The following is a 25,118-nucleotide window of genomic DNA, read 5'->3' on the forward strand; positions in this document are numbered from 1 at the left end:
GAATTGTGCGATTTTGATCCCGGTTGCGTTAATTCATACCGCTTTATTCAATGATAATCCAATAGAGACCTTTGCACGGTTACTGCGCGGCACGATAATTGCGTTAAAAATTCGCGAAAAATGCTCATTTACCTCGTGTAAACTCCGCTTTTTCGCAAATTTTTGCCTTATTCTCGTACCGCTCATGACACCGTGCAAAGGTCTCCAATAGTTGTTGCGTTGAGCAACCGCGAGAAATTGCACTGCTACATCCCGTCCATCGATGGGTATTCTGTGTTGTCAATCAAACTGAATCGTATAGAAAAGATCCACCGCGCTGTCTTCACCCGCTTGGGTGACAACGGTGACTTTGGGCGTCAGATTGTAAGTCAATTTGGTGATACCTATCGTCGTGGCGGTTAGGCCGCGTTCATAACTCAAGTATGCGCGCGATGAGATGCGTTTGCCGATCACGCCAATTTGTCCGCTCAAAGAGCTGCCAACCCCGGCTTGCTTGAACGTGATCTCGTCGACACCGAGTGCTTGGGTAATCCGGTCGGTGAGACCGCTGCCGGATTGGCCGCCGAGTATCGAGCCGGCCGCCGACAGTAATACCGACGTATCGAGTCCGCTGGTGTCGGGTTTTCTACCCAATACGATCCAGGACAGCTTTTCGGTATCGGGAACTTCCGGCGTCGACACCAGTTTCACGCGCGGGTGACGTACTGATCCGGCGATTTCGACACCGGCTTCGACTGCCAGACCCTCCCGCACCGCTAGCACATTCAGGTTCGGATCGTCGAGCGAACCTTGGAAACTGACGATGCCGCGCCTGACCGTCAAGTCCTGGCCGTATGCCTTGAATGCGGCGTCCTGGGCGGCGATGGCGCCGGTGAGCTTGAGCGGCTGATTGCCGCTGCTGCGGGCTTGCAGTTGTCCGGTCAGACGGCCTTCCAGGCCGGAAGCACGGATATAAAACTTCTCGCCCAAATTAAGATTCATGTCTAAATCCAGCGCTAGTTTTTGCGGCTGTTGCGCTGACGGGACATTCACCAGCACGATATCGTCCGGTAACGCCGGGCGGTTTTCCGGCGGTTGCATGATTAATCCCGCATCGGTTCGTAAGCCGCCGGTGACGCTGAGACGGTTGTTTTGCAAGTGGATAGCGCCTTGACCGGAAGTGACAATCCAGTAATCGGTTTTATGCGCAAGCGGCAACCGGTCGAGGGAGAAATCGAGCTGGCCAGAAGCGCCGGTTAATCCGATTTTGCCGCTGACAGTCAACGAACCAGCCGTACCTTCCAGCGCCAGGTCGCGGAACAGGCGGTTGTCCGGCGGCGCTGCATGGGGACTGGCAAAATGCAACCGGTCGATGTGCAAATCCGTTTGCTGAAAACGTGCGGCCAGAGTACCTTGCTGCAAGCGGATTCCTTGTTCCAGTAAAGCCAGGCTTAAATTCGTACCGGCAACCGTGCCGTGGATATCGGGTTGCTGCAAGGTGCCGTGGATACCGGCCTGGATCCGCAATTCGCCATCGGCGCGCAGATTATTACCGGCTGCGTTGAGCCATTTCAAGCTGGCGAGGGTGGCGTGGATATTACCCTGTAGCGGCGATTCCTTGGCAATGGACCACTGTGTTTTCTTTGGCTGCAGCGGCAGCGTCACCTCCGCTCGAACGCTCCCCAGCGCTTCGCTGTTCAGCGCGAATTGTCCGGACAAGCTTCCGTGCCGTGCGGTTGCTTGCAGTTGCAATTGTTGCAATCCCAGCGGCTGCGGCACATCGCCGGGCAAATGCCAGTCGCCGCGTTCGCGTTGAATATGCAATTCGCCTGTCAGTTGCGCGGCGGCATCGAACTGCCAGTGGCCGCCCAATTGCAGCGGAGCGTCTTTTGCGTGCGCCGGTGTGTCGGGCAACAACAGTGCAATGCCGGTGAAATCGCCGCGGGTTTTCCAGCTGCTGGGTGTCCAGTGCAATTGCTCGATACGGACCGATCCGCTGGAAATCGACAGCGCTGCATCGTTCAGCGAAAACAACGTGGCGCTGGCCGCGAGTGCCGCCGGTGCCAGCAGGCGAACCGGCATGTCCCCGGTGGCGGAAAGCTCGGTCAACTGACCCTGCCAGCGCAGCGGCAGCCCCGGCTTTGCAGGACTCAAGCTGCCGCTTGCCGCCAATTGAACGGCGGTATCTTTATTGATAGTGGCGTTGATCGCTAGATGGTGACCGGCGGTTTTACCGTCGAGGATGGCGGATAACTGCTTGAGCGTTGCTTGTTCGTGCGCGCGGTAAGTCTCCACGGCAAGGTTCAGCGCAATGGTGTCTTTTTGATGCCATCGTGCGCTGGCGGAAATGCCCGAGAGTTTTTGTTTGCCGGGTAATTCCAGCTGTTTGCTGGTCAGTTTCCAATCGAGATCGGGCGCTTGCATCGTGCCGCGGAAAATAAGCTGCGTCTGCAAGTCGCCGGATATACCCAAACCCAGTTGCGCCAACGCTGGGGCATTCACTGTCAGTTGGGCATCGTGCTGTTCGCCGTCCATGCGGCCGTGCGCGAGCAAACGGTTTGAGCCTGCCAGCAACTCAGCCTTGCCACTGAAGCGGCCGGTACCGGTGAATGCGATCTCACCCGAACCGTTGACCGGCGATTTCCCCAGGCGGCTGTTGTGGATGGCATAGGTTAAAGTGCCACTAGCTGCCGGAAGCAATTGACCGGATGCCTGTAGGGTGGCGTTCAGGTTGGAATCGGCGGTCTGAATAAAATCCGCGTTGTTGAAGTTGATCAACGCTCCCGACACGTCAAACATTTGTTCTCCGGTCAGTTGTAGCTTGCCTTGACCGGTCAAGCGCGAGCGGTTGCGTTGTAAATTGAACTGTTCGAGTATGAGTTCACCGGCGGTATGAGTAATTCCGGCGGTCAAGCGCAGCGACCGGTCGCGCAGATCGGCACGGGCGGATTGCTTGTCCGCATCGCCGGTGAGTTCGATCTTGCCCGAGATGGCAGCGCTTTGCAGGCGGCTGTCCAATTGCTGCGGATCGATCCGCTCGACCGCCAAATCCGCTGTGAGGACGTGCTTATTCCAGTCCCAAGTCAGTTGTCCGCGCACAACGCCACCCTTTCCGGATAACGCGCGAATCTCCGGCAGCGCCAGCAATTGTGAGGAGATCAGTGCGCGGGCATGGATGGCCGACAGCGGGATGCCGCCTTGATCGAGCGGTGCGGGTGCATAATTTTCGATGTCGATATTACCTGTCAATTGCCCGGCCTCATTTTGCGTCAACTGTGCCGACACCGACAGCTTCGCTTGCGGCGCGGTTGCCGCAAAATCACCCGGATTCCACTGTTGCAGGATGGCGTGCAGTTGCGTAACCGGATTCGCGGCAAACGGTTGTAACTGCGCTTGCAGTGTCATATTGGCTGCGGGCGGGCGGCTGGCGGATTGAATCGTGAGCTGCTCCAAATTGCCGGTGACGGTGGTGTCGATGCCGCCCCATGAACCGGCGGCGATGGCGCCGATACGCGCATTCAGTGCAAACGGCGCGTTGCCGTCAAGTTCCGCTTGCGATTCGACGGTTGCCCACGGTGTGGTGAAGTTCAGTTGTTTGAGCCGGTGATACTGGCCGTCGCTTTCCAGTGCCAGTGTCAGACCGGTGATTACCGGCGTGGCATTTTTCTGGGATGCCGCATTGAGATGAATGGCATCGGCAGTCATGATTGCAATCGATAATCCGAACGGCAGCAGTAAGCTATCCGGCGGTTGCGGGGTGGCAGGCGCGGTATCAACCGCGTGCTGATCGATGCGGATCGCCGCCAGCGCCAGCCGCTGGATGTTGATCTGCCGGTGAAACAATTGCACCGGATTCCAGCGCATGTGGAGACTCTGCAGTGTCAGCGCCAGCTCAGCGTTGCTGAAATGAATAGTTTCAACGTGCAGGTCTTGCAGCGTGCCGTGCACGCCGGTCAACCGGATCGCGCCGCCGCTCCAACGATTAGCAGCGGCGGCGGCCGATTGCAATCCGGATGCGCTGTACAGCAACCAATAACCGGCAACGGACGGCAGTGCCAGCAAAAGCAATAAGCCGATCGCCAGCTTGCGATAGCGCCGCGCGGTTTTAGGGGGAAGCGGGTTTTTAGTGTGTTGATCGATCATGAACGGCTTTACCTTATCAAAAAGCGACAGCCATTGAGAAATGCACGCGCAGTGAACCGGTTTCGTGCCCGCGCGCCAGATCGAGCGCGAGCGGCCCAACCGGGCTGCGCCAGCGGAGACCGGCGCCGTAGGCGAGAAACATTTGCATGTCTTGCCAGCGGTCGGCCGCGCTGCCGATGTCGGCAAATGCCGCTGCGCCCCATTGCTGGGTCAACCAATGGGTATACTCGGCGGTACCGGTCGCCATCACCCGGCCACCGACGACGGCATTGCCTTCGTGGACACCGATGCCTTTGAAATCATAACCGCGCAGTGATTGAATACCACCGGCGCGGAACAGATATTCTTGCGGAATGCCGAAGCGTGACGAGGCCAATGTATAACCGGCCTCAGCACGCAGGAAAAATGTATCGCGCGATCCCACCGGCCACCAGCTTTGATGCCGGGCATAGGTGCGGATAAAATCCTGATCCGATAGTAATTGCTGACTGCCGCCGCCGATGCGCATCTCGGTGATATCGCCGCGCCGGATATTGACCGGATCGTCGGCCACTTGCCGCCGCCAGCGCCAATCCAGCACCAACGCTTCGTTGATTTGATTGATTGCGCCGTCGGGTTTTTTATGCTCGCGCTGCCAATTCAGACCGAGTTGCATGAATAGCGACGGTGTCTGGTAATTGCGCGAAACACCGATTTTCTGTTCGACGGTTTTCAGGCCCTCGATGTCGGTCATTTGCAGGCTGGCGCCGAGCGAATGATTGACGTTGTTTTGATCGGGCAAAGTGTCGATTCCCGCTAGAAACGTTTGCCGCTTTTGCTCGAGGCGCAGCAAACTGGTGAGATTCCAGGCTTGATCGAGAAAATTATGATGACGGTAATTGACTTCGCCGCGCGCGCCATTGTTCGAGCTGTAACCGGCGCCGAAGGCGAAACGCTGCGATTGCGCTTCCGTCAGCACGACTTGAACCGGCGCTGCTTGATGCAACGCGATGTCCGGCGAGATGCTGACCGATACAGTACTGAATTGTGGCGCTTTCTGCAGCAGGATTTGATATTGATGCAGCAAATCGCGCTGATACTCATCACCCGCTTTGAACGGCGCGAGCCGGGTGACCAGTGTTGCATCGTAGCGTTGCAAGCCGGTGATCTGGATATCGCCGAAGTAGAACACCGGCCCGGAATCGACGGTAATCACCAGATCCGCGCGCGCCTCGCCGGGGTCGACGCTGGCCTGGCTGGCGGTGATCGCCGCCGCGGCGAATGCCTGTTGCGTCAGGTCATCGATCAACGCCGATTTTGCTTGCTCCCAGATGGCGGAGCGGAACGGCTGTCCGGTAGTAAGCGGCCAAGCGGCGCGCAGCCGTTCGATGCGCTTGCGGTGGTTTTCATCGCCATTGGCAATGTCACCGGAAAATTCAATCGTGACCGAACCGACGCGCGTCAATTCTCCGGGATCGACGGTGATTTCAGCGGTCTTGGTTAAGGTTTGTGTTGCGGGCTGCGCGATGGACACTACAGGATCGAAGTAACCTTCGGTCGCCAGGATGTCGCGAATTTCCTTTTGCATGCGGTGCAGAAAAAATAATTCATCATAGTCGCTGGCAAACGGTTCCGTGGGGAGTTGAATGTATTTTTGCAGCATTTCCTTGACCGCAGCCGACGCCGACAACGTGACGATCGCCGGATTGCCGGATGATCCCGATGTTTCCTGGGCCATCGCAGGAAGGGGAAAAACGCTGGCCAGCATTAGCAGCGCAATCCAATGAAACCGGTATTTCAGAAAAGTAGTCAGCAATTGAGAATTAGAGCGATGACTTTCCGGTGATGAGAAAACCTGCCGCTGTTTTGCAAATGGATGTATGTATTGAGGTTGATAGCAGCCGAAGGGTTCCATCACGCAAGCGAATGACTCAGCGAATTGCCTGGTAATCTGTAAATTGCTCGATTGCCGCAATCCGAACCGGTCACCGGAAGTCAATTCGCGCTAACGCGACCGGAAATGACGTCAACGCGCCGGTCGCTGCCAATGAGTAAGGTGCGATAACCGCAGCGCATCGCACCGTTTTTCTGATTGATGCGCCTCCTTGCAGCCGGCGCATCCTACCGGGCTTAACCGTTTTGACAGCTTCGCGCAAAATTTCCACATGATCCAATAACAAGCGCAGGTGACGTTGGGCAAGATTGACCGTGAAGAAGTAGGTTCCGCCTTTTACATCAGCACGCCGGTATCGCATGGTTGTTCATTTCCTCATGCCAATATTTGATGTTGGGGTTCGCAGGCTCACCCCAACCTACCGGGCTTAGGTTACTTGATTAGAAAAGAGTAGGCCGCCAAAGCCGCCGTGATCAAAAATCCAACGACAGTCACAATAGGTAGTTGCTTTCCGGCAGAAAGCCAAGTGAATATGGCCGCACCGGAAACGCCCGTGACCGTAAGGACCAAAGCCATAATTGGTCCTGCGATTGCAACCAATGCGATCCATGGCTCTCCGTAGTAGATAAGAACGCCGAATAGAACAGCGCCGACTGTCAAAGAGATTTTGTGCTTCATTCTCAGGTTCCAAGGTGTTGATTGATTTTCCAATCCTCTTGAGGGCGTATGCTCAGCAAACTACTTCAACTAGTTGCGCTTGACGCCTAACGTTATGTGTGGCTGTTGCGCAAATCACTTGCCAGAGAGGTAGCAACCACCTTCGTAAGCACCAATTCCAACTGCTGCGACGGCTGTAGGGATAATCACAAAGGGTGACATAAGTACAGCACCGGCAGTGCCGAGAAAACCAGCACTGCCGGCAATGATGCCGGTTGTTCCGGCTGCCGATGCACCTGCTGCGGTTGAACCCAGCATAGCGGCGCCTGTGGTTGCGTGCGTAAGGGTATATATTCCAGCCGCCTTCATTCCTACTCCGGTTGCAGCGACTGTACCGGCACTACCCGCCACAGCACTAGTAGTAGTACCACCGATCAATTGGCTTGGACGATAGTCACAGACATCAGCAATGGCAGTTTGAGCAAGAAAGCCAGATAACAGTAAGGAAACTGCGATTTTTTTCATGTTGATCCTCCAAAGTAAAACAGCTAGCTAGAATTAGATGTATCGAAATGATGCAATTGAATGCATCATTTCGGTTTTTAATATAACAAACATTTCTAAATTCATAAACCCGTGGGAAAAATATCTTCAACTATTCACCCCAACTTCTGTATCAACTCCTTAATCCGCATTACCCGCTTATTCACATCCTCGATCTTCACCAGAATTTTCAACCGATCCTGGCCGGAGAGTGAGTATTCGCGGCTGCTTTGGATCAGTTGAATGATTTTGAGCGAGTCGATCGGCGGGTTGGGGATGAATTGCACTTGGATGCTGTCGGCGCTGGCGTCGATGCGGGTGATGCCGAGCGGTTTGGCGATGATGCGCACGCGGTGGCAGTCGAGCAAGGCGCGCGCCGGGTTGGGCAGCAGGCCGAAGCGGTCGATCAGTTCGCGTTGCATGTCGTCGAGCTGGTCGTTGTCGGTACAATTGGCCATGCGTTTGTACAGCACCAGGCGTTCGTGGATGTCGTGGCAGTAATCTTCCGGCAATAGCGCGGGCACGTGCAGGTTGATTTCGGTGGCGACGCCCAGCGGGTGCTGCATGTCGGGTTCCTTGCCTTGCTTGAGCGACTGGATCGCGGTATCCAGCATTGAGCTGTACAGGCTAAAACCGATTTCCTGCATTTCCCCGCTTTGCGATTCGGAGAGCACCGCCCCAGCGCCGCGGATTTCCAGGTCGTGCATCGCCAGATAAAAGCCGGAACCGAGTTCTTCCATCGCCTGGATCGCTTCCAGGCGTTTCTTGGCTTGTCCACCGAGCGCTTCTTCCGGCGGCGTGAGCAAATACGCGTAAGCCTGATGATGCGAGCGCCCGACCCGGCCGCGCAATTGATGCAGTTGCGCCAGGCCGAATTTGTGTGCGTTGTTGATGATGATGGTGTTGGCGCTGGGGATGTCGATGCCGGTTTCGATAATCGTGGTGCACAGCAGAATGTTGAAGCGCTGCTGGTAAAAGTCGCGCATCACGTGTTCCAGTTCGCGTTCCGGCATTTGTCCGTGGGCGACGTTGATGCGCGCTTCCGGCAGCAGGCCGGACAGTTTCTCGTACATCAATTGGATGCTGCTGACTTCGTTGTGCAGGAAATAAATCTGCCCGCCGCGTTTCAGTTCGCGCAGGCAGGCTTCGCGGATGATGCCCATCGAGAAACTGCTGACAAAAGTGCGGATGGCCAAGCGGCGTTGCGGCGCGGTGGCGATGATGGAGAAATCGCGCAGCCCTTCCAGCGACATCGCTAACGTGCGCGGGATCGGCGTGGCGGTCAGCGTTAGCACATCCACTTCGGCGCGCATTTTTTTCAGCTGTTCCTTTTGCCGCACGCCGAAACGGTGTTCCTCGTCGATAATCACCAGCCCTAGATTCTTGAAGTGCACGTCTTTCTGAATCAGTTTGTGCGTGCCGATGATGATGTCGATTTCGCCTTTCCCGAGACCGGCCAGCGCTTGCGTTTGCTCCTTCGCGGAACGGAAACGCGACAGCTCGGCGATTCTGACCGGCCATTGATCGGCGATCAGACCGAAACGATCGGAGAAATTCTGGAAGTGTTGCTCAGCGAGCAGCGTGGTCGGAACCAGCACGGCGACTTGCTTGCCGTCGGCGACTGCAATAAAAGCAGCGCGCAACGCCACTTCGGTTTTGCCGAAACCGACGTCGCCGCAAATCAGGCGGTCCATCGGCTTGCCGGAAGTCAAATCCTCGATTACGGCTTTGATCGCCGCCGCTTGATCGGGCGTTTCCTCGAAACCGAAACCTTCGGCAAAGGCATCGTAATCGTGCTGCTGCAGCGAGAATTTATGGCCTTCTCGCGCAGCGCGCTGTGCGTACAGATTCAGTAATTCCGCCGCGGTGTCGCGCACTTGCTGCATCGCCTTGCGCTTGGCTTTGTCCCACTGGCTGCTGCCGAGCTTGTGCAATGGCGCCGATTCCGGCGCGCCGCCGCTGTAGCGTCCGATCAGGTACAGTTGCGACACCGGCACGTACAGTTTGTCGCCACCGTCGTATTCCAATGCCAGGAATTCACTCATTTCGCCGGGTTCGCCTTCGCCGACGTCCATGCTGACCAGCCCAAGATAACGGCCGATGCCGTGCTGCTCGTGCACCACCGGATCGCCCGGTTTGATTTCGGACAGGTCGCGCAGGATGTTGTCGGTCGATGTCGACGATTTGCGCGATTCGCGCTCGCGGCGGCCGTGCACGTGCGTGGCGTACAATTCGCTTTCGGTGATAAAAGCGATTTTTGCAGCTTGCTCGATAAAGCCGGTGTACAGCGGCGCGACGCCGAGCATGAAAGGCTCCTTGCTGCCCAGAAATGCGGTGAAATCCTGGCAAACGACCGGATGCAAATCGTATTGCTGCAAATACTCGGCGATCAGTTCGCGCCGCCCTAAACTTTCCGCCAACAGCAGCACGCGCCCGCCGCCCATCTTGAATTGCGCGGTGAACACGGCCAGTTTTTCCAGCGGGTTTTCCACATGCCGGTTGACTTGCACCGCTGGCAGCGGTGCGCTGGTTTTTTCGCCGGTGACTTTGACATCTTCGGGCTTGACCAGCAGTTCGACACGCGCGTACGGTTTGATCTGAGCAAAAAAGCTGTCGCCGGACAGGAACAGTTCGGTGGGTGGCAATAGCGGCCGGTCGGTGTCGCCGCGCAGTAGTTGATAACGCGATTGGGTGTCGCGCCAGAATTCGTCGATCACCGGGCGGACATCGTGGTGCAAGCAGAGCAGCGTGTTATCCGGCAAATAATCAAATAATGTGGCGGTTTGCTCGAAAAACAGCGGCAAATAGTATTCGATACCGGCGGGCGTGCCGCCTTTGCTGATGTCTTTGTAAATCTGTTTTTTCGACGGATCGCCTTCGAATTGTTCGCGGAACTTGCCGCGGAAAAACGTGCGTCCGGTTTCGTCGAGCGGAAATTCGCGCGCCGGCAGCAGCCGGATTTCCTTGACCGGATAAATACTGCGCTGCGTATCGACATCGAAGGTGCGGATGGTGTCGATGTCGTTGTCCATCAGGTCGATGCGGTACGGCAGCGGGCTACCCATCGGGAACAAGTCGATCAAACCGCCGCGCACGCTGTACTCGCCCGGAGAGAATACCTGCGTGACGTGCGAATAACCGGCCAAGGTCAATTGGCTGCGCAACGCGGCGACGTCCAGGGTTTCGCCTTGCTTGAGGAAAAACGTATGCGCGGCCAGGTATTCTCGCGGCAGCATGCGATACAACGCGGTGGTGAGCGGCGCGATCAATATGTCGCAAGCGCCGGTCATTACTTGATACAACGTTGCCAGCCGTTCGGACACCAGATCATGATGCGGCGAGAAGGTGTCGTACGGCAGCGTTTCCCAGTCCGGCAGCAAATGCGTCCGTAAGCCGGGCGAGAAGAAAGGAATTTCTTCCAGCAGCCGCTGCGCATCGAGTGCATTGGCGGTGATGATCGTCACGGGTTTTGCTGGTTGCGCGAGTTGCGCCAGAAACAAAGCGTCACTGGAACCGTCAAAATCGGCATAGCGGAGAACAGCTCCCGGCGCGGGTAAAATCGGTTTTTGTTGCATTTAATAAAATTGTCTTTTTGTTGTGCTAAAAGTCATAGCCGGGTAGATGGGGTAATCATCAAAATCCGCCTATTATATGCGAGTACCGCGCAGCGAAGTGATTCGCTCGTGTAGTCAATTAATTAGCGTTTCCCTAGAAACAATGCGTAAATTTCCGTGTTATTTATGGTTTTAAACTGCCCAAAATAGCGCTATTCTTATCGTATGTAGCTTAAATCCTTGTATTTGACTTAGAATATGTAAACCGCAGTGCTGGCTAAATAGACGTGAGCGCTTTTATGGATATGAATCTATCGCAATTGGAACAAAAGATGATGCTCTCTTCATACAAGATGATTGCGGTTGTTTGTATGACGATGGCTGCTTTTGCACAAAACTTTGCGGCTGCTGCGGTATTAACCGAGCAGAATCAGCAAAAAATTGAATGGGCGGTGTGGCGATACGCCGTTGATACGCCCTTGCTGGTGCAAACCATCGACTGGTTCCGCGATTTGACGAGGAATACCCGCGAATCGGCTGCGATCGCCGAGCTTTCACGCCTGAAATTCATGCGTGCGCAACTGGAACTCGATAAAGATCACCGGATGCAATTGTTTGAGCGCTGCATCATAACGGCAGACCGGGCATTGACGATCAATCCCAATGATGTCCGCGGTCTTTTCTGGAAAGCCGCCGCCATGGGGAAAATGGCGGAAGACAGCGGTATGCTGAACGCGCTGAGAATGCTGCGGCCGATGGAAGAATTGCTGCTGAAAGTGGTCGAGTTGGATGAAAAATACGAAAATGCCGGCGCGCACCGGGCGCTGGGCCGTATGTACCACAAACTGCCGGGCTTCCCAATCAGTTTTGGCAGTAACCAGAAAGCATTGGCACACCTCAAACGCGCTCACGAGCTTTTCCCCGAAGACGTCATTACCCGTGCCTTTTACGCCGAATTGCTGTACGACACCGGCAGAAAAGATGAAGCACGCAGGCATGCGGATTTCGTGCTAGCGACACCGATTGCCGAAGAAGATGCGCTGGAATTCGCGGAATATGTCGATATCGCGCTCGGAGTCGTCAAGAAAACCGGCGGATCCAATATCCGCTTGGGGAATTACTAGAGAAACGGTGATCAATTCGCCGAGCAAGATGATAGGCAAGGCGGATGGAGCGAGACATGTCGAAATGATAGCGAGCTTCTGAGTACCACTCAACGCAGCCAATCGCTTGCGCAGGCAATTAATCAGTATTTCCCCTAGAGCTTTACCAGAATAGCCATCAACCGCCGACCCCGCCGCAAGCAGTCTTTTTTGACTTATCTCACGCTTCATATCGCTCAAATCGGATAAACTGCCAATATTCCGATTTTTTTATTGGTTGAGTGTTATGGCAGAAACGGTCATTGATTTAATCCGCCACGGTGAGCCGGCGGGCGGGCGCCGCTATCGCGGTCATGGTGTCGACGATCCCCTAACCGAGAAAGGGTGGTCGCAAATGTGGAATGCGGTTGGCGATTACTGCCAATGGAGCCATATCGTGACTTCACCGCTATTGCGATGCGAAGCATTCGCAACGGCACTGGGCGAACGCCACGGTATTCCGGTCACGATCGAATCGCGCTTTAAGGAAGTCGGTTTCGGCGTATGGGAAGGCCTCAGCCACGACGAAATCAAGATCGGCCGCGTGGACGACTATCAAGCGTTTCTGCGGGATCCGGTCAACTGCCGTCCACCGGGTGCCGAGCCGCTCGATGATTTTATCGAACGCGTCAGCGCCGCTTACGATGAAATCATCAAACAACACCCTTACGGCCGTATCTTGATTGTCGTGCATGCCGGCGTGATGCGCGCGATCATCGCCAAGACCCTCCACGCCGCGCCGAGCGGACTTTACCGCGTCAAAATCAGCAACGGCGGCGTAACCCGCATTCGCCATGCTGCTGAAGGTGGTGTGGTGGAGTTTCTGAACGGCAAATTGACTTAAGGAAATGCAGCGTACAGAGTAATTCGCGGCGTAAGCCGATTGGGTAGTGCTCGGAAATTCATCTGCCGCTCTGGTATGTCTCGTTTTTCGCGTTCCATCCGCGCCTCGCATCTCATCTTGCTTACCGAATTTTCAGCATTTCCTTAAAGTCAGAAATGCTCCCGGAAAGGCCGATGCAAAGCAATAACACGCGGAAAGCAATCGCAACCGGCACTTCTTTGTTCAATGCATTGATGATCTATAAGTAAAAATCTATCATAAATATCAGAATAATTGATTTGTTCTTATGGTTTAATCCCGCTATAGTTCGCACAAATGATTCGAATTGCCACAGAAAGAAAGCGGTTTTTCGGTAATCATCATTTTGTAATACGGTACCAAGTCATTTCCAGCGGCGGCATAGTTTGGAGTTGAACGGAACTTCATAAAAGAAAAAATCACAGCAGTAGCATCATAGAATTATCGAATTGCTGTCTGATGGTTTAATTATTAGATAGAGGAGTGAAAAATGAAATTGAAACTTATTACACTGTTAGCTGCTACGGCTTTTTTGTCTGCTTGTTCATCACTGCCTGAAGCACCTCAAGGACAGAGCAACATTAAAGTAGGTAAAAGCAATGTCTACTGGATCGATCCGGCAACGGGTAAACCAGGCGGATACATTGTTCCAAGAACGGCATCGCAAAAAACTAAAAATGACAACTATGCCGATGCAAATGAATCGGTAGTAATCAGCCGGTAATTAACCACTGGCTAAGGCTTTGTAAATAATCTGGCAATATGCGGTTTTGTTAACTGGTGAAAGTTTGGTGAATTGTTCGTCACAAGCAAGAGTATGAAACGATCAGCAAAGAATGCACAGCATTAACCAGTTGCAAGAACATAAAAATAAAAATAGCGGTAAACATTCCTTGCTAAGGAATGGATCAAATGGGCGGTTGTGATGGGTGTGAAAGTCGCAACCGCCTGCATCCAATATAAAACTACAACAACGATTAGAATTTAAATCACCGGTGATGCTGAATCAAAACGGTATCACCGTCTTTAGCAGGTACCAGGCATTCCTTTTGCATTGAGCTAACACGCTTGGCTGCTGCGTCGCAAATTAGCTTTGTCGAGCAGATCCGGCAGCGGCTTGCTGCCATTGCGATTGGCCGGGGTGGTTGCAACCGCCGGCACCAAATCGTTGCTATCTCTTTGGGTTATTGTCTTCTGGTGATAAAACTCTAAGATATTGATGTGTAGACAAAAGGACGATTACCGGGGAACGATCCAAAATATTCCGTCTCGTTGCGGCAGATTGCTTTTGTTAGGGAAATGCTGATTAATTCAACGAGTGAGATGAAGCACGAGGCGCACGGAACACAGCAACCGGGACATATCAACAAGATAGGCGAGGATGCGAGTACCGCGCATTGATGCGATTCGCTCATGCAGTCAATTAATCAGTTTCCCTAGTCTAAAGCCGATTTTTTAATAACCAACTTCAACATTTCCGTTCTTGAAATGCCCATCCAGGGATTCCAGCAAATCGTCGTGCAAATACACCCGCCAGTCGTTTCCCAATTCCAATTCGGTTATGGCGGAAACATTGCGGTAAATCAGTGTGACGGGGCAATAATGGGGGTACGGTTTTTGCGCTTGCGGGGAGAAGGGGGTCAGCAGCGTTTTGAGGCTGGCGATTAGATCGGGCGCGGCGGCGTCGCAGCGGATTACAAGCCGGCTGGCAAAGCGTGTGCGGATTCCGGCGAGGTCGTGCAGTTGCTCGGCGGTGATGCGCAGTTCGCTGTCTTCTTCACCATTGTAAGCGCGGTTGCTGACCTTCGCTTCAACGATCAGCAATTGATCTTCCTTGAGCCAGGCGCGATTGGCATCGAACAGCTCGCTGAAAACCACCACTTCGACGCGCGCTTTGCCGTCATCGAGATTGATGACACCCATGCGGCCGCGGCGCGTCATTTGCACGCGTAGCGAGTGGATGATGCCGGCCAGCAATTGCGGCTCGCGATTAGGATTTAAGCGATCAAGGCGGGTGCGGATGAAGCGCTTGAGTTCCGGCGCGTAGGTGTCAAACGGATGACCGCTGAAGTAATATCCCAATCCGATTTTTTCCTGGCGCAGCTGTTCGCGTTCGCTCCAAGGTTCGGTCTGTATCAGTTGCGTCTGCAGATGCGATTGACTGTCGAAATCTCCGAATAAATTGGCTTGGTTGCTGGCCTGGCTCTGCTGTTCGGCGGCCTCGATCGCCACGCCGACGGATGCGATCAGGCTGGCGCGGTTGGGATTGAGGGTATCAAATGCACCGACGCGAATCAGCGACTCCATGACCCGGCGGTTAGCGATACGCCGGTCGGCGCGGTTACAAAAATCAAATAGATCCGCGAAAGAACCGTCTTGCTCGCGCACTGCGACAATCGAGTTGATCGCCGATTCGCCGGTGCCCTTGACGGCGCCAAGGCCGAAGCGGATGGCTTGGTTGTCGACTGGGATAAAGCGGTAAGCGGACTGGTTGATATCCGGCGGCAGAATTTTCAGACCGTTGGCGATGCCGTCTTCAATGAAGATTTGCACTTTGTCGGTGTCGTCCATATCGGCGGACAAGCACGCTGCCATGAATGCTGCCGGATAATGTGCTTTCAGGTAAGCGGTCTGGAAGGCGATCAACGCATACGCCGCAGCGTGCGATTTGTTGAAGCCGTAGCCGGCGAATTTTTCCATTAAGCCGAACAATTCGGCGGCTTTGTCCTCACTCAAGCCGTTGGCGACTGCGCCAGTCACAAAAATGTCGCGCTGCTGCGCCATTTCCTCGACTTTTTTCTTACCCATCGCGCGGCGCAGTAAGTCCGCGCTGCCGAGGCTGTAGCCACCGATCACCTGCGCGATTTGCATGACTTGTTCTTGATAAATCATGATGCCGTAGGTCGGGCCGAGAATCGGCTCAAGGCGTGGGTCGAGATACTCAATGTTTTTCCGGCCATGCTTGCGGTCGATGAATTCCGGGATCAGATCCATCGGGCCGGGCCGGTACAATGCGACCAGCGCGATGATGTCTTCGAAGCGGTCAGGTTTGGCTTTTTGCAGCAGGTCGATCATGCCGCGCGATTCAAACTGGAAGATCCCGACCGCATTGCCTTTGCGCATCAATGCATAAGTTGCTTCGTCGTCCAGCGGCAATGTTTCCAACGAAAAGGGTTTTGCCGAAGGATCATCGCTGGGGTGCAATTGCCGGATATAGCCCACGGCGCGGTCGAGAATCGTCAGCGTGCGTAAGCCGAGAAAGTCGAATTTCACCAAGCCGATTTTTTCAACATCGTCTTTGTCGAGCTGACTGACGACCGAATCCGCCGATTCGGTGCAGTAAATCGGACAGAAGTCGGTGATTTCGCTCGATGCGATCAAGACACCGCCGGCATGCATGCCGACGTTGCGTGTCAAGCCTTCGAGACTTTCCGCCAGTTCCAGCAGGTTGCGCACGTCTTCCTCGGCCTCGGCGCGCAGGTTGAGCTGCGGTTCGAGCTGACGGGCTTTCTTCAAAGTCATGCCGATTTCGAACGGTACCAGCTTGGCGAGCTGATCGACAAAGTTATACGGCAAATCCATCACCCGGCCGATGTCGCGGATCACCGCTTTTGCCGCCATCGAACCGAAGGTGGCGATTTGCGATACCTTGCCGGTGCCGTAGCGCTGCTTGACATAGTCGATCACCAGCTCGCGCCGGTCCTGGCAGAAATCGATATCGAAATCCGGCATCGAAACCCGCTCCGGATTCAAAAAACGCTCGAACAGCAAATCGTAACGCAACGGATCGAGATCGGTGATGCCGAGCGAATAGGCAACCAGCGAGCCGGCGCCGGAACCGCGTCCGGGGCCGACGGGTACGTTGTTTTGCTTGGCCCAGTTAATAAAGTCGGCGACGATCAGAAAATACCCGGCAAATCCCATCTGGATGATGGTGTTGACCTCAAATTCCAGGCGTGCCAGGTACTGCGGCAGTTTGCCGGCGCGTATCCGATCGTCCGGAAACAGGTGTGCCATGCGTTTGTGCAGCCCAGCCGCCGCTTGGTCCCGCAGGTACTGATCGAGGCTTTCATTGTTGGGAGTCGGAAACAACGGCAAGCGATTGATCCCCAATTCCAACACCAGATTACAACGCTTGGCGATTTCAACGGTATTGGCCAGCGCGCTGGGTATGTCGGCGAACAGTTGCGCCATCTCATCCTGGGTTTTGAAATATTGCTGTCCGGTGTAATGCTTCGGACGGCGTTTATCATCCAGGGTATAACCTCCGGCAATGCAGACGCGCGCTTCGTGCGCGCGGTAATCGTCGGCATTCAGAAATTGCACGGGATGTGTGGCGACCACAGGAAGATCGAGTGTTTGCGCCAGCATCAGCGTTTGCTGCACTAGCATGGCTTCTTGCGCATGACCATCGCGCTGGAGTTCGAGATAAAAGCGGCCGGAAAACAAATCCGCCCACTTGCGGGTTTGTATCTCGGCTTGCTGCGGATTGTTTTGCAGAATGGCGAGGCCGATGTCGCCGAAGCGTCCGCCCGATAATGCAATGAGTCCCGCCGTGCCATATTCATCCGGATACAGCCATGCTTCCTTGATTTCAGCCCGGCCATGATATTGGTTCTCGCGGTAAGCACGCGATAGCAGCCGCGACAATAGTAAATAACCGGCATGTGATTGACACAGCAGGAGCAAGCGGAGCGGTTTGTTGCGATCGGTTTCGTTGGTGATCCAGACATCGCAACCAAGCACCGGTTTAACACCATGCTTGATGGCGCCTTGGTAAAATTTGACCAATCCGAACAGATTGGCAAGATCAGTCAATGCCAGAGCCGGCATTTTATCCGCCACTGTTTTCGCCACCGCATCGGGAATGCGGATTGTGCTATCCAGAATGGAGAATTCGCTGTGCAGCCGCAAATGAATAAAAGCAGGGGTGGTTGGCATGGTGTTACAATCCGGATCAACTGACACTGTCATAGATTAATCGAACGATATTTTACCTTATGTTGAAATCACCAGAACTATTACTTCCGGCCGGTACTTTGGAAAAAATGCGCATCGCCTATGCCTTTGGCGCCGATGCGGTGTATGCCGGGCAGCCGCGTTATTCAATGCGTGCGCGTAACAATGAATTCGCCTTGGAACAGATCAAGACCGGCATTACCGAAGCGCATGCGGCCGGAAAGAAGTTTTTTGTCGCCAGCAATATCATGCCGCATAACGCCAAAGTCAAAACGTATATGGATGACATGGCGCCGGTCATTGCCATGAAGCCCGATGCGCTGATCATGGCGGATCCGGGGTTGATCATGATGGTGCGGGAAAAATGGCCGGAAGTGCCGGTTCATTTGTCGGTGCAAGCCAACACGGTGAATTATATGGGTGTTAAGTTCTGGCAGAAAATCGGTTTGACGCGGGTAATTCTGTCGCGCGAGCTGTCGCTGGACGAAGTGGCGCAGATCCGCGATCTTTGCCCGGACATGGAAATCGAGGTGTTCGTGCACGGCGCGCTGTGTATCGCTTATTCCGGCCGTTGCTTGCTGTCGGGTTATTTCAATCACCGCGATCCGAATCAAGGCACGTGCACCAATTCCTGCCGCTGGGATTACAAGGTGAAAGCAGCGGAAGAAAATCCAAGCGGTGATATTCAAGAGATCGGAAAAATTGATTTCGATTTCGGCCAGGTGATGCAACAGTCGGAGCAATCCGCGCTATCCGCCGGGTGCGGACCGGTCGAGCGCCACCCGGCGGCCGATCAGGTGTATCTGATCGAAGAAAAGGAACGTCCCGGCCAATTGATGCCGATCATGGAAGACGAGCATGGCACGTACATCATGAATTCCAAGGATTTACGCGCCGTCGAGCATGTCGAACGGCTGGTCAGGATCGGTGTGGACTCACTGAAGATCGAAGGGCGCACAAAGTCTTTGTATTATGTCGCGCGCACCGCCCAAGTTTACCGTAAAGCGATCGACGATGCCGTCGCCAATAAACCGTTCGATCCGGCGTTGCTCGGTGAACTGGAAGGGTTGGCTAACCGCGGTTATACCAGCGGTTTTTACCAGCGTCACAGCACTCACGAAACGCAAAACTATCTGCGCGGCCATTCCGAATCCAACCGCAGCCAGTATGTCGGCGATGTCACCGGTTTCGATGCGGCGAGCGGCATGGCGGAAATTCTGGTGAAGAACCGTTTTCAAGTCGGTGACCGCTTGGAGATCATTCATCCGTCCGGCAATCAAGTGGTTGAGTTAGCGCAAATGCTCGATACCGCAGGGCGGCCGGTACAGGTTGCGCCTGGCAGTGGTCACCGCGTCAAGATACCGCTTGCCGGAAATATGGAGAATGCGTTTGTTGCCCGGTTTTTTTAAGGCAACACTGATTAATTGCCTACACAAGCGATCTGCTGCGTTGGGTGGTGCTCAGAAACTTGCCTATCTTCATGATATGTCTCATTTCCTGCGCTCCATCCGCCTTGCATCTCATCTTGCTCGGCGAATTAATCAGCGTTTCCTTGACATTGGTACTGAAAGAAACTGAGTATTTTTTGCGGCAGCCAATCCAATCTGCCCGGAAACGGGCCGCGCATGAATCCGGCATGACCGCCTTGTTGCGGGAATTCGAGTAGTACCGTCGACGAAACCTCGTGCGCTGAGGGCAATGACGCTGCGGGCACGAAAGGATCGTTGCGGGCATTGATGACCAAAGCCGGCACGCGGATATGCGGCAACCATTGTTTGCTGCTCGAAATCCGCCAATATTCGTCGGTGTCGCGGAATCCATGCAGCGGTGCGGTGACGAGATTGTCGAAGTCATAAATCGTGTTGCATTTTTTTAGCGCAGTTGCGTTCAGCAAGCCCGGAAATTGCGCGGCCTTTTGCAGTCCCTTGGCTTTCAGCGAAGTCAGAAAATGCCGTGCATAGACCTGGTTAAATCCGATATCCAGCGCTGCGCCGGCGGCAGCCAAATCCAGCGGAACGGAAATCGTGGCGATGCCGGCGATCATCTGATTGGCGTGTTCACCGTTTTCTCCAGCCCATTTCAATAGCACGTTGCCGCCAAGCGATACCCCGATGACATAAATGGGTTGCGAGGCAGCATGTTCGCGATGCATGCGGCGCAGCATCCAATCGATCTCGAGTGAATCTCCGGAATGGTAAGCACGCGCCAACCGGTTGGGAGTGCCGGAACAGCCGCGGAAGTGAATCACGGCACTGCGCCAGCCGTAGGGTTGCAGCGCATTGATCATACTCAAAATGTAATGGCTCGACGAATCACCTTCGAGGCCGTGAAAAAAAATAACGAGGGGTGCAGTGCGAGAACCATCGACCCAATCGACATCAATAAAATCACCATCATCGAGTTCCCAACGTTCGCGCCGGTACCGGTAAAGCGGCGAAGGTTTATTGAAGTAGGGATAGAGTGTTTGCGGATTTCCGCCTGGCAACCAAGACGGCGCGGCATACGGTTCGGTGTATAGAGGGATAGCAATTTCAGGCATAGATACTTCGCGCAAGTTGGATTGATACAAAATTTCGCAACTATACCTAAAATTGCTGCAGATTCAAAAATGATCGTGACCAGCTTTGACTGGTCACGAGATAGAGACTGGTTTTTAGAAATCGTTTGTTAGGGAAATGCTGATTAACTGACTGCATGGGCGAATCACTTCGTTACGCGGTACTCGCATCCTCGCCTATCTTGTTGATATGTCCCGGTTGCTGCGTTCCGTGCGCCTCGTGCTTCATCTCATTCGTTGAATCAATCAGCATTTCCTTAGGTTATCTTTTAATCTCCCATCGCAATCAAATTTCTTTCGTTAGAGGCCGGGTTAAAATCTCTTTCGAATCGATTGCCGGCAATGTTGCTGCGGTTTGTGGCTTTCTTTTTTGCCAGATGAACAACCGAGGCCGATTGTTGCGGATTATTATTTGCAACATTGAAGATGGAAGTGGCTCCGACCAGTTCACCGGCTTGTCTTTCCAAAGAAGCGGCAGCGGCGGCTGCTTGTTCAACGAGTGCGGCATTCTGTTGGGTGACTTCATCCATCTGCGAGATCGCTTGATGCATTTGGTCGATACCGGTGCTTTGTTCTTTGGATGCTGAAGTGATCTCGGTCATTATTCCGGTAACTTGCTGGATCGCGCTGACGATTTCATCCATGGTCTTGCCGGTCCGATCGACCAATCCGGTGCCTTCGGTAACTTTATTCACGGAATCGTCGATCAACGCTTTGATTTCTTTCGCTGCGGTGGCGCTACGTTGCGCCAGGTTGCGAACTTCGGTAGCCACCACCGCGAAGCCGCGTCCTTGTTCACCAGCCCGTGCCGCTTCAACAGCGGCGTTCAGCGCCAAAATATTGGTTTGGAAAGCAATGCCGTCGATGACTGAGATAATGTCGGCAATTTTGCTGGAGCTTTCGCTGATCATCGACATCGTGGTGACAACTTCTTTCATCATGCTGCCGCCTTTGGCGGTAATATCGCTGGCGGTTTTTGCAAGCTGATTGGCGCTAATGGAATTATCGGTATTCTGGCGGACTGTGGTGGTTAATTCCTCCATGCTGGCCGCTGTTTCTTCCAAGGAAGAAGCTTGTTCTTCAGTGCGCTGCGATAAATCGAAGTTGCCAGCGGCAATTTCCTGGGTTGCCTGACGGACGGATTCGGCGCTTTGTTTCACATCCAGGACGGTTGCGCGTAAATTGACACTCATCTGCAATAGCGCTCTTGATAGTTCACCAAATTCATCCGTGCGATTTATCGTGAACTTATGGGTCAGATCACCGGCGGCCATCGTATTGGCGACATTGATTGCTTGTTTTAGCGGCGATACGGTGTTCTTTGTCAAATCGATAGCGAAATAGAACATCAGGCATAAGCCAGCCAAAGTGACACCAGCAATCGAATTGCTGAAGGTTGAGATCGAAGACTGCGTAAGACCCCACCAGCCCAATCCGCCAACCGTCATCAAAAATAGCGCGGAGATTGCCATAAAAAGGCAGATTCGTTTGCTGATGGTCATTTTAAAAAGACTTGATAATTTACCGATCCAGTCGGTGCGAATGACTTGGCCCTTTTCGATTTTTAGATGCTTGGCTTTACCTTCCAGAATTTGGCGGTAAACCGGTATGGCTTGATTGATCGCTTCCTGGGATGCCTTGGTGCGCACTGAAAGATAACCCGTCACCACGCCATTTTTTGTGATGGGTGTTGCATTTGCAGTAATCCAATAAAAATCTCCATTTTTACGCCGGTTCTTGACGAGACCTGTCCATGGCTGACCTTGCTTGAGTGTGTTCCATAAGTCTTCGAAAGCTTCTGGCGGTACATCGGGGTGACGAACGATATTGTGTGCTTTGCCAATTAATTCTTCTTCAGAAAATCCGCTGACTTCGATAAAAGTCGGATTGATATACGTGATTCTGCCTTTGGTATCGGTGGTGGAAACAATCAGCGTGTCATCGGTAATAGGGTATTCAATGTTTGTAACTGGAAGATTGAGTCTCATGTTTAACCTCTTGTAATAATATTCTGAATTTAACTAACGCTGTGTTTTACGGTTTGAGAATCAGAAATATTTTGTCAGTTGTTTCTATTTTTATTACAGACATCAAGAAGTTATAGTAGGAATAATCTTATTCTGGTGCCTCAGTGTTTGTAATTGGCGATATCGCTATGAGTAAATGCTTGTCGATCGAATTTATATCATCAATAGGTTATTCGCTGATATCGAACCCAGACTTTGGAAGGAGTTCTGTTATTTCTAAGAATAACCTGGAAACTTGCCTTGTTTTCGGGTGATGGTCAGAAAATTATTTGAATTACTATTAACTTGAAATATTCTTTTCTTGATTGTAATCAGTGAAAACTTGTCTGATTTGAATCCAAATCGGCTTGGATGTGTAGGGGAACGCTGAATAATTCGGCGAACAAGATGAAATGCGAGGCGGATGGAACCCGGAAGTGGGATATATCATAGCGATGACGGGTTTACAAATGCCGCTCAACGCGACTTGCCCCGGCAAGTTGTGTGCGGAACCAGTTATTCAGAATTCGTTGGAAAAATTCTTATTGGTTGTAGGTTTATATAACTGGCGGAATCAAAGAGTAAATGCAATCAATCAGAAAATTCCTATATTTTTTAGATTATCAGGTAGATACTATTACGAATGATTCTCAAAACTTGCAATCCGGCCTGTTGACAATAACTGTATATTTTTAGAGATAAACCTAAGCTTCATTTTTAAGCAAAGTCGATCATAATGAATTTACGAAACGAATCCGGCAGGATTAATGATTTCATTCCTTTTAGCGGGTTAGATTCTGCAGATTTACCCCTGCCAGAAGCTGAAACTGGCGAACCGGATTGTGGAAGTAATTTTTCCAGAATTCAGTTCGTTTCCGGACTTATGCAGACAAAGAATGGCGCATTAAACTGCATCGACACGGAGTTCCACTTAAGATTACAAATTCTGGGTTGCTTGTACAATATTTCTTGCGAGATGCAAGCTGCTTGTTCCACGGATGATCTATTTCGCAAGCTGATTATGCATGTATCCATGGTGTGGCAACCAAGCGATGAAGTTTTTCCTTACTTGGAAATTAGTGATCGATTCTTTATTCAGGATGAGGCGAAGGGAAGCTTAGGAAATAAGTTATCCGTTCCGGTTAAAGTGGATGGCGAGACTGTCGGACAATTGGGAATTTTTTATCAGCACATTGAGTATCCAAACAAAGCGGGGTTTAATGTGCCGGATTTTCTTACTAGCGTTGCTCAGGATATCGGTGCTTGGTTGCAGAGAAAGAGGCTTCGTGACATGGAATTCGCTTGCCTGAATGATGTCCGGATGACCGAGCGAGCCATCAATGAGCATGCAATTGTTGCGATTACAGACTCGTGCGGAAAAATTCAATATGTCAATCAGAAGTTTTGCGCAGTATCGAAGTATTCAGCCGATGAATTGATCGGACAAGATCACCGGATCATCAATTCCGGTTATCACGCCAGGGATTTTTTTCGTAACTTGTGGTCGACGATATCCAAAGGAAAAATCTGGAAGGGGGAAATCAAGAATCGCGCAAAAGACGGCAGTTTTTACTGGGTTGATACCACCATCATTCCCTTTCTTGATGAGAATGGTTCCTCTTATCGATATGTTGCAATCCGTACCGAAGTGACCGCGCATAAAAAGTTGGAAGCCAAAATGGAAGATCAAGTTGCGGAACTGGCACGTTCCAATGACGAGCTTGAGCAATTCGCCTATGTCGTTACCCACGATCTGCAGGAACCGTTGCGTGCCATCACCAGTTTTGTGCAGTTGTTGAAAAAATATTGTAACGATCGGCTGGATGAGCGAGCCAACGATTTGATAGCTCATGCAGTCGCCGGAGCAAATCGCATGCAGATGCTGATAGACGATTTGTTAACCTATGCACAGGTAAATTCCAGTCAAGCGATGGTCGAAGTCAATTGCGGCCAACTGTTAAGTAACGTTCTGATTGATCTGTCAATTGTTATCGATGAGTGTGAAGCTACCGTGACCCATGATAAGCTTCCCGTGGTTAAGGGAATTCCTTTTCAATTGATTCAGTTATTTACTAACTTGATCAATAACGCGCTCAAGTTTAAAAGGGTGTATCCGCCTAAAGTTCATGTCGGGGTCAAAGAAAACCTGGATGAATGGGTTTTTGCGATAACCGACAACGGCATCGGCATAGAGGAGCAGTATTTAGATCGAATTTTCCGGGTGTTCCAGCGGCTGCACAGCCGCAAGGATTATTCAGGTACCGGTATCGGCTTGGCGATTTGTAAGAAAGTGGTCGAGCACCACGGCGGCAGGATATGGGTGGAGTCTGAACCCAATGTTGGATCGTCATTTTATTTCTCAATTCCAAAATAACAATAAAATAGATAGTTATGAACGATCAAAAAATAAACTGCTCCAACGTGATCCTGATTGTTGACGATAATCCCACAGATGCTATGTTGGTTCGAGAAGCTTTCGCATGCACTGATGGAAATACGGAGGTTTTTGTTGCTGAAGATGGTGTCTGTGCGCTGGAGTTTTTAAGAAAGCAAGACCCATATCTTCAAGCGCCCCGTCCCGATATTATTTTGCTGGATCTCAATATGCCTAGAAAAAACGGCATCGAGTTTTTGGCGGAAATGAAAGCCGATATTGATTTAAGAATCATCCCGGTTATTGTTTATACTTCCTCCGTTACGGATCAGGATATTAAAGCTGCCTTTCAAAATTATGCGAATGGCTATATCAAAAAATCGGTTAATTTCGACGAATGTATTGAAGTTGCGAAATCCATCAAAGAGTTCTGGTTTTCCACGTCGATTCTTTGCAGATCTTGACCGGG

Annotated in this window: 15 protein-coding genes; 6 read left to right on the forward strand and 9 right to left on the reverse strand. The window is 52.4% G+C overall.

Features of this window, described 5'->3' with window-relative positions:
- Positions 1 to 279 precede the first annotated feature (279 nt).
- The 6 genes from RBH92_RS04630 to mfd form a co-directional block, all read right to left on the reverse strand.
- Positions 280 to 4,122: a translocation/assembly module TamB domain-containing protein gene (locus tag RBH92_RS04630; protein WP_307933471.1), complete on the reverse strand. Its 3,843-nt coding sequence runs from the start codon at positions 4,120 to 4,122 to the stop codon at positions 280 to 282.
- A gap of 16 nt (positions 4,123 to 4,138) precedes the next feature.
- A complete protein-coding gene (locus RBH92_RS04635; protein WP_307933472.1) occupies positions 4,139 to 6,100 on the reverse strand; it encodes an autotransporter assembly complex protein TamA in 1,962 nt (653 codons plus the stop codon).
- Entirely contained in the window at positions 6,087 to 6,356 is a 270-nt protein-coding gene (locus tag RBH92_RS04640; RefSeq protein ID WP_307933473.1) for a hypothetical protein, read from the reverse strand. Before RBH92_RS04640 ends, RBH92_RS04635 begins: the two co-directional genes overlap by 14 nt.
- Positions 6,357 to 6,427: 71 nt before the next feature.
- A complete protein-coding gene (locus tag RBH92_RS04645; protein ID WP_307933474.1) occupies positions 6,428 to 6,673 on the reverse strand; it encodes a hypothetical protein in 246 nt (81 codons plus the stop codon).
- Between the two features lie 114 nt (positions 6,674 to 6,787).
- Positions 6,788 to 7,177, reverse strand: a complete 390-nt coding sequence (locus RBH92_RS04650; protein WP_307933475.1) for a hypothetical protein — start codon at positions 7,175 to 7,177, stop codon at positions 6,788 to 6,790.
- Positions 7,178 to 7,311: 134 nt separating this feature from the next.
- On the reverse strand, positions 7,312 to 10,770 hold the full coding sequence (gene mfd / locus RBH92_RS04655; RefSeq protein WP_307933476.1) for a transcription-repair coupling factor: 3,459 nt from the start codon (positions 10,768 to 10,770) through the stop codon (positions 7,312 to 7,314).
- Positions 10,771 to 11,048: 278 nt separating this feature from the next.
- On the opposite strand from mfd, the gene RBH92_RS04660 reads away from it, so the two are divergent.
- The 3 genes from RBH92_RS04660 to RBH92_RS04670 all read left to right on the forward strand — a co-directional run bounded on the left by RBH92_RS04660 (position 11,049) and on the right by RBH92_RS04670 (position 13,477).
- On the forward strand, positions 11,049 to 11,873 hold the full coding sequence (locus tag RBH92_RS04660; protein ID WP_307933477.1) for a TRAP transporter TatT component family protein: 825 nt from the start codon (positions 11,049 to 11,051) through the stop codon (positions 11,871 to 11,873).
- A gap of 265 nt (positions 11,874 to 12,138) precedes the next feature.
- Entirely contained in the window at positions 12,139 to 12,735 is a 597-nt protein-coding gene (locus RBH92_RS04665; RefSeq protein WP_292925518.1) for a histidine phosphatase family protein, read from the forward strand.
- 508 nt (positions 12,736 to 13,243) lie between these two features.
- Positions 13,244 to 13,477 (forward strand): hypothetical protein, encoded by a 234-nt coding sequence (locus tag RBH92_RS04670; protein WP_307933478.1) that lies wholly within the window; start codon positions 13,244 to 13,246, stop codon positions 13,475 to 13,477.
- A 731-nt stretch (positions 13,478 to 14,208) separates the two neighbouring features.
- Here the strand turns inward: RBH92_RS04670 and dnaE are convergent.
- Positions 14,209 to 17,694, reverse strand: coding sequence for a DNA polymerase III subunit alpha (gene dnaE / locus RBH92_RS04675; RefSeq protein ID WP_307933926.1), 3,486 nt, complete (start codon positions 17,692 to 17,694; stop codon positions 14,209 to 14,211).
- A gap of 59 nt (positions 17,695 to 17,753) precedes the next feature.
- Between dnaE and trhP the strand changes: the two genes are divergently transcribed.
- Positions 17,754 to 19,121, forward strand: coding sequence for a prephenate-dependent tRNA uridine(34) hydroxylase TrhP (gene trhP, locus RBH92_RS04680; protein WP_374049951.1), 1,368 nt, complete (start codon positions 17,754 to 17,756; stop codon positions 19,119 to 19,121).
- A gap of 128 nt (positions 19,122 to 19,249) precedes the next feature.
- Here the strand turns inward: trhP and RBH92_RS04685 are convergent, their stop codons facing one another.
- Together RBH92_RS04685 and RBH92_RS04690 are read right to left on the reverse strand one after the other, a co-directional pair.
- Entirely contained in the window at positions 19,250 to 20,251 is a 1,002-nt protein-coding gene (locus tag RBH92_RS04685; RefSeq protein WP_307933479.1) for a YheT family hydrolase, read from the reverse strand.
- 287 nt (positions 20,252 to 20,538) lie between these two features.
- Positions 20,539 to 22,257 carry a methyl-accepting chemotaxis protein gene (locus tag RBH92_RS04690; RefSeq protein ID WP_307933480.1) on the reverse strand — a complete coding sequence of 573 codons (1,719 nt, stop codon included), beginning with the start codon at positions 22,255 to 22,257 and terminating at the stop codon, positions 20,539 to 20,541.
- A gap of 754 nt (positions 22,258 to 23,011) precedes the next feature.
- On the opposite strand from RBH92_RS04690, the gene RBH92_RS04695 reads away from it, so the two are divergent.
- Together RBH92_RS04695 and RBH92_RS04700 are read left to right on the forward strand one after the other, a co-directional pair.
- Entirely contained in the window at positions 23,012 to 24,649 is a 1,638-nt protein-coding gene (locus tag RBH92_RS04695) for a sensor histidine kinase (RefSeq protein ID WP_307933481.1), read from the forward strand.
- Between the two features lie 17 nt (positions 24,650 to 24,666).
- Positions 24,667 to 25,113 carry a response regulator gene (locus RBH92_RS04700; protein WP_307933482.1) on the forward strand — a complete coding sequence of 149 codons (447 nt, stop codon included), beginning with the start codon at positions 24,667 to 24,669 and terminating at the stop codon, positions 25,111 to 25,113.
- Positions 25,114 to 25,118 lie beyond the last annotated feature (5 nt).

It is taken from the genome of Nitrosomonas sp. sh817 (assembly GCF_030908545.1).
Lineage (GTDB): Bacteria > Pseudomonadota > Gammaproteobacteria > Burkholderiales > Nitrosomonadaceae > Nitrosomonas.

What these genes read in the sequence shown, in the direction of transcription:
- RBH92_RS04690 (WP_307933480.1), bottom strand. Translation starts at nt 22,257, where the DNA reads ATGAGACTCAATCTTCCAGTTACAAACATTGAATACCCTATTACCGAT.
- RBH92_RS04630 (WP_307933471.1), bottom strand. Translation starts at nt 4,122, where the DNA reads ATGATCGATCAACACACTAAAAACCCGCTTCCCCCTAAAACCGCGCGG.
- RBH92_RS04660 (WP_307933477.1), top strand. Translation starts at nt 11,049, where the DNA reads ATGGATATGAATCTATCGCAATTGGAACAAAAGATGATGCTCTCTTCA.
- RBH92_RS04640 (WP_307933473.1), bottom strand. Translation starts at nt 6,356, where the DNA reads ATGCGATACCGGCGTGCTGATGTAAAAGGCGGAACCTACTTCTTCACG.
- trhP (WP_374049951.1), top strand. Translation starts at nt 17,754, where the DNA reads ATGTTGAAATCACCAGAACTATTACTTCCGGCCGGTACTTTGGAAAAA.
- dnaE (WP_307933926.1), bottom strand. Translation starts at nt 17,694, where the DNA reads ATGCCAACCACCCCTGCTTTTATTCATTTGCGGCTGCACAGCGAATTC.
- RBH92_RS04670 (WP_307933478.1), top strand. Translation starts at nt 13,244, where the DNA reads ATGAAATTGAAACTTATTACACTGTTAGCTGCTACGGCTTTTTTGTCT.
- RBH92_RS04695 (WP_307933481.1), top strand. Translation starts at nt 23,012, where the DNA reads ATGAATTTACGAAACGAATCCGGCAGGATTAATGATTTCATTCCTTTT.
- mfd (WP_307933476.1), bottom strand. Translation starts at nt 10,770, where the DNA reads ATGCAACAAAAACCGATTTTACCCGCGCCGGGAGCTGTTCTCCGCTAT.
- RBH92_RS04645 (WP_307933474.1), bottom strand. Translation starts at nt 6,673, where the DNA reads ATGAAGCACAAAATCTCTTTGACAGTCGGCGCTGTTCTATTCGGCGTT.
- RBH92_RS04665 (WP_292925518.1), top strand. Translation starts at nt 12,139, where the DNA reads ATGGCAGAAACGGTCATTGATTTAATCCGCCACGGTGAGCCGGCGGGC.
- RBH92_RS04700 (WP_307933482.1), top strand. Translation starts at nt 24,667, where the DNA reads ATGAACGATCAAAAAATAAACTGCTCCAACGTGATCCTGATTGTTGAC.
- RBH92_RS04685 (WP_307933479.1), bottom strand. Translation starts at nt 20,251, where the DNA reads ATGCCTGAAATTGCTATCCCTCTATACACCGAACCGTATGCCGCGCCG.
- RBH92_RS04650 (WP_307933475.1), bottom strand. Translation starts at nt 7,177, where the DNA reads ATGAAAAAAATCGCAGTTTCCTTACTGTTATCTGGCTTTCTTGCTCAA.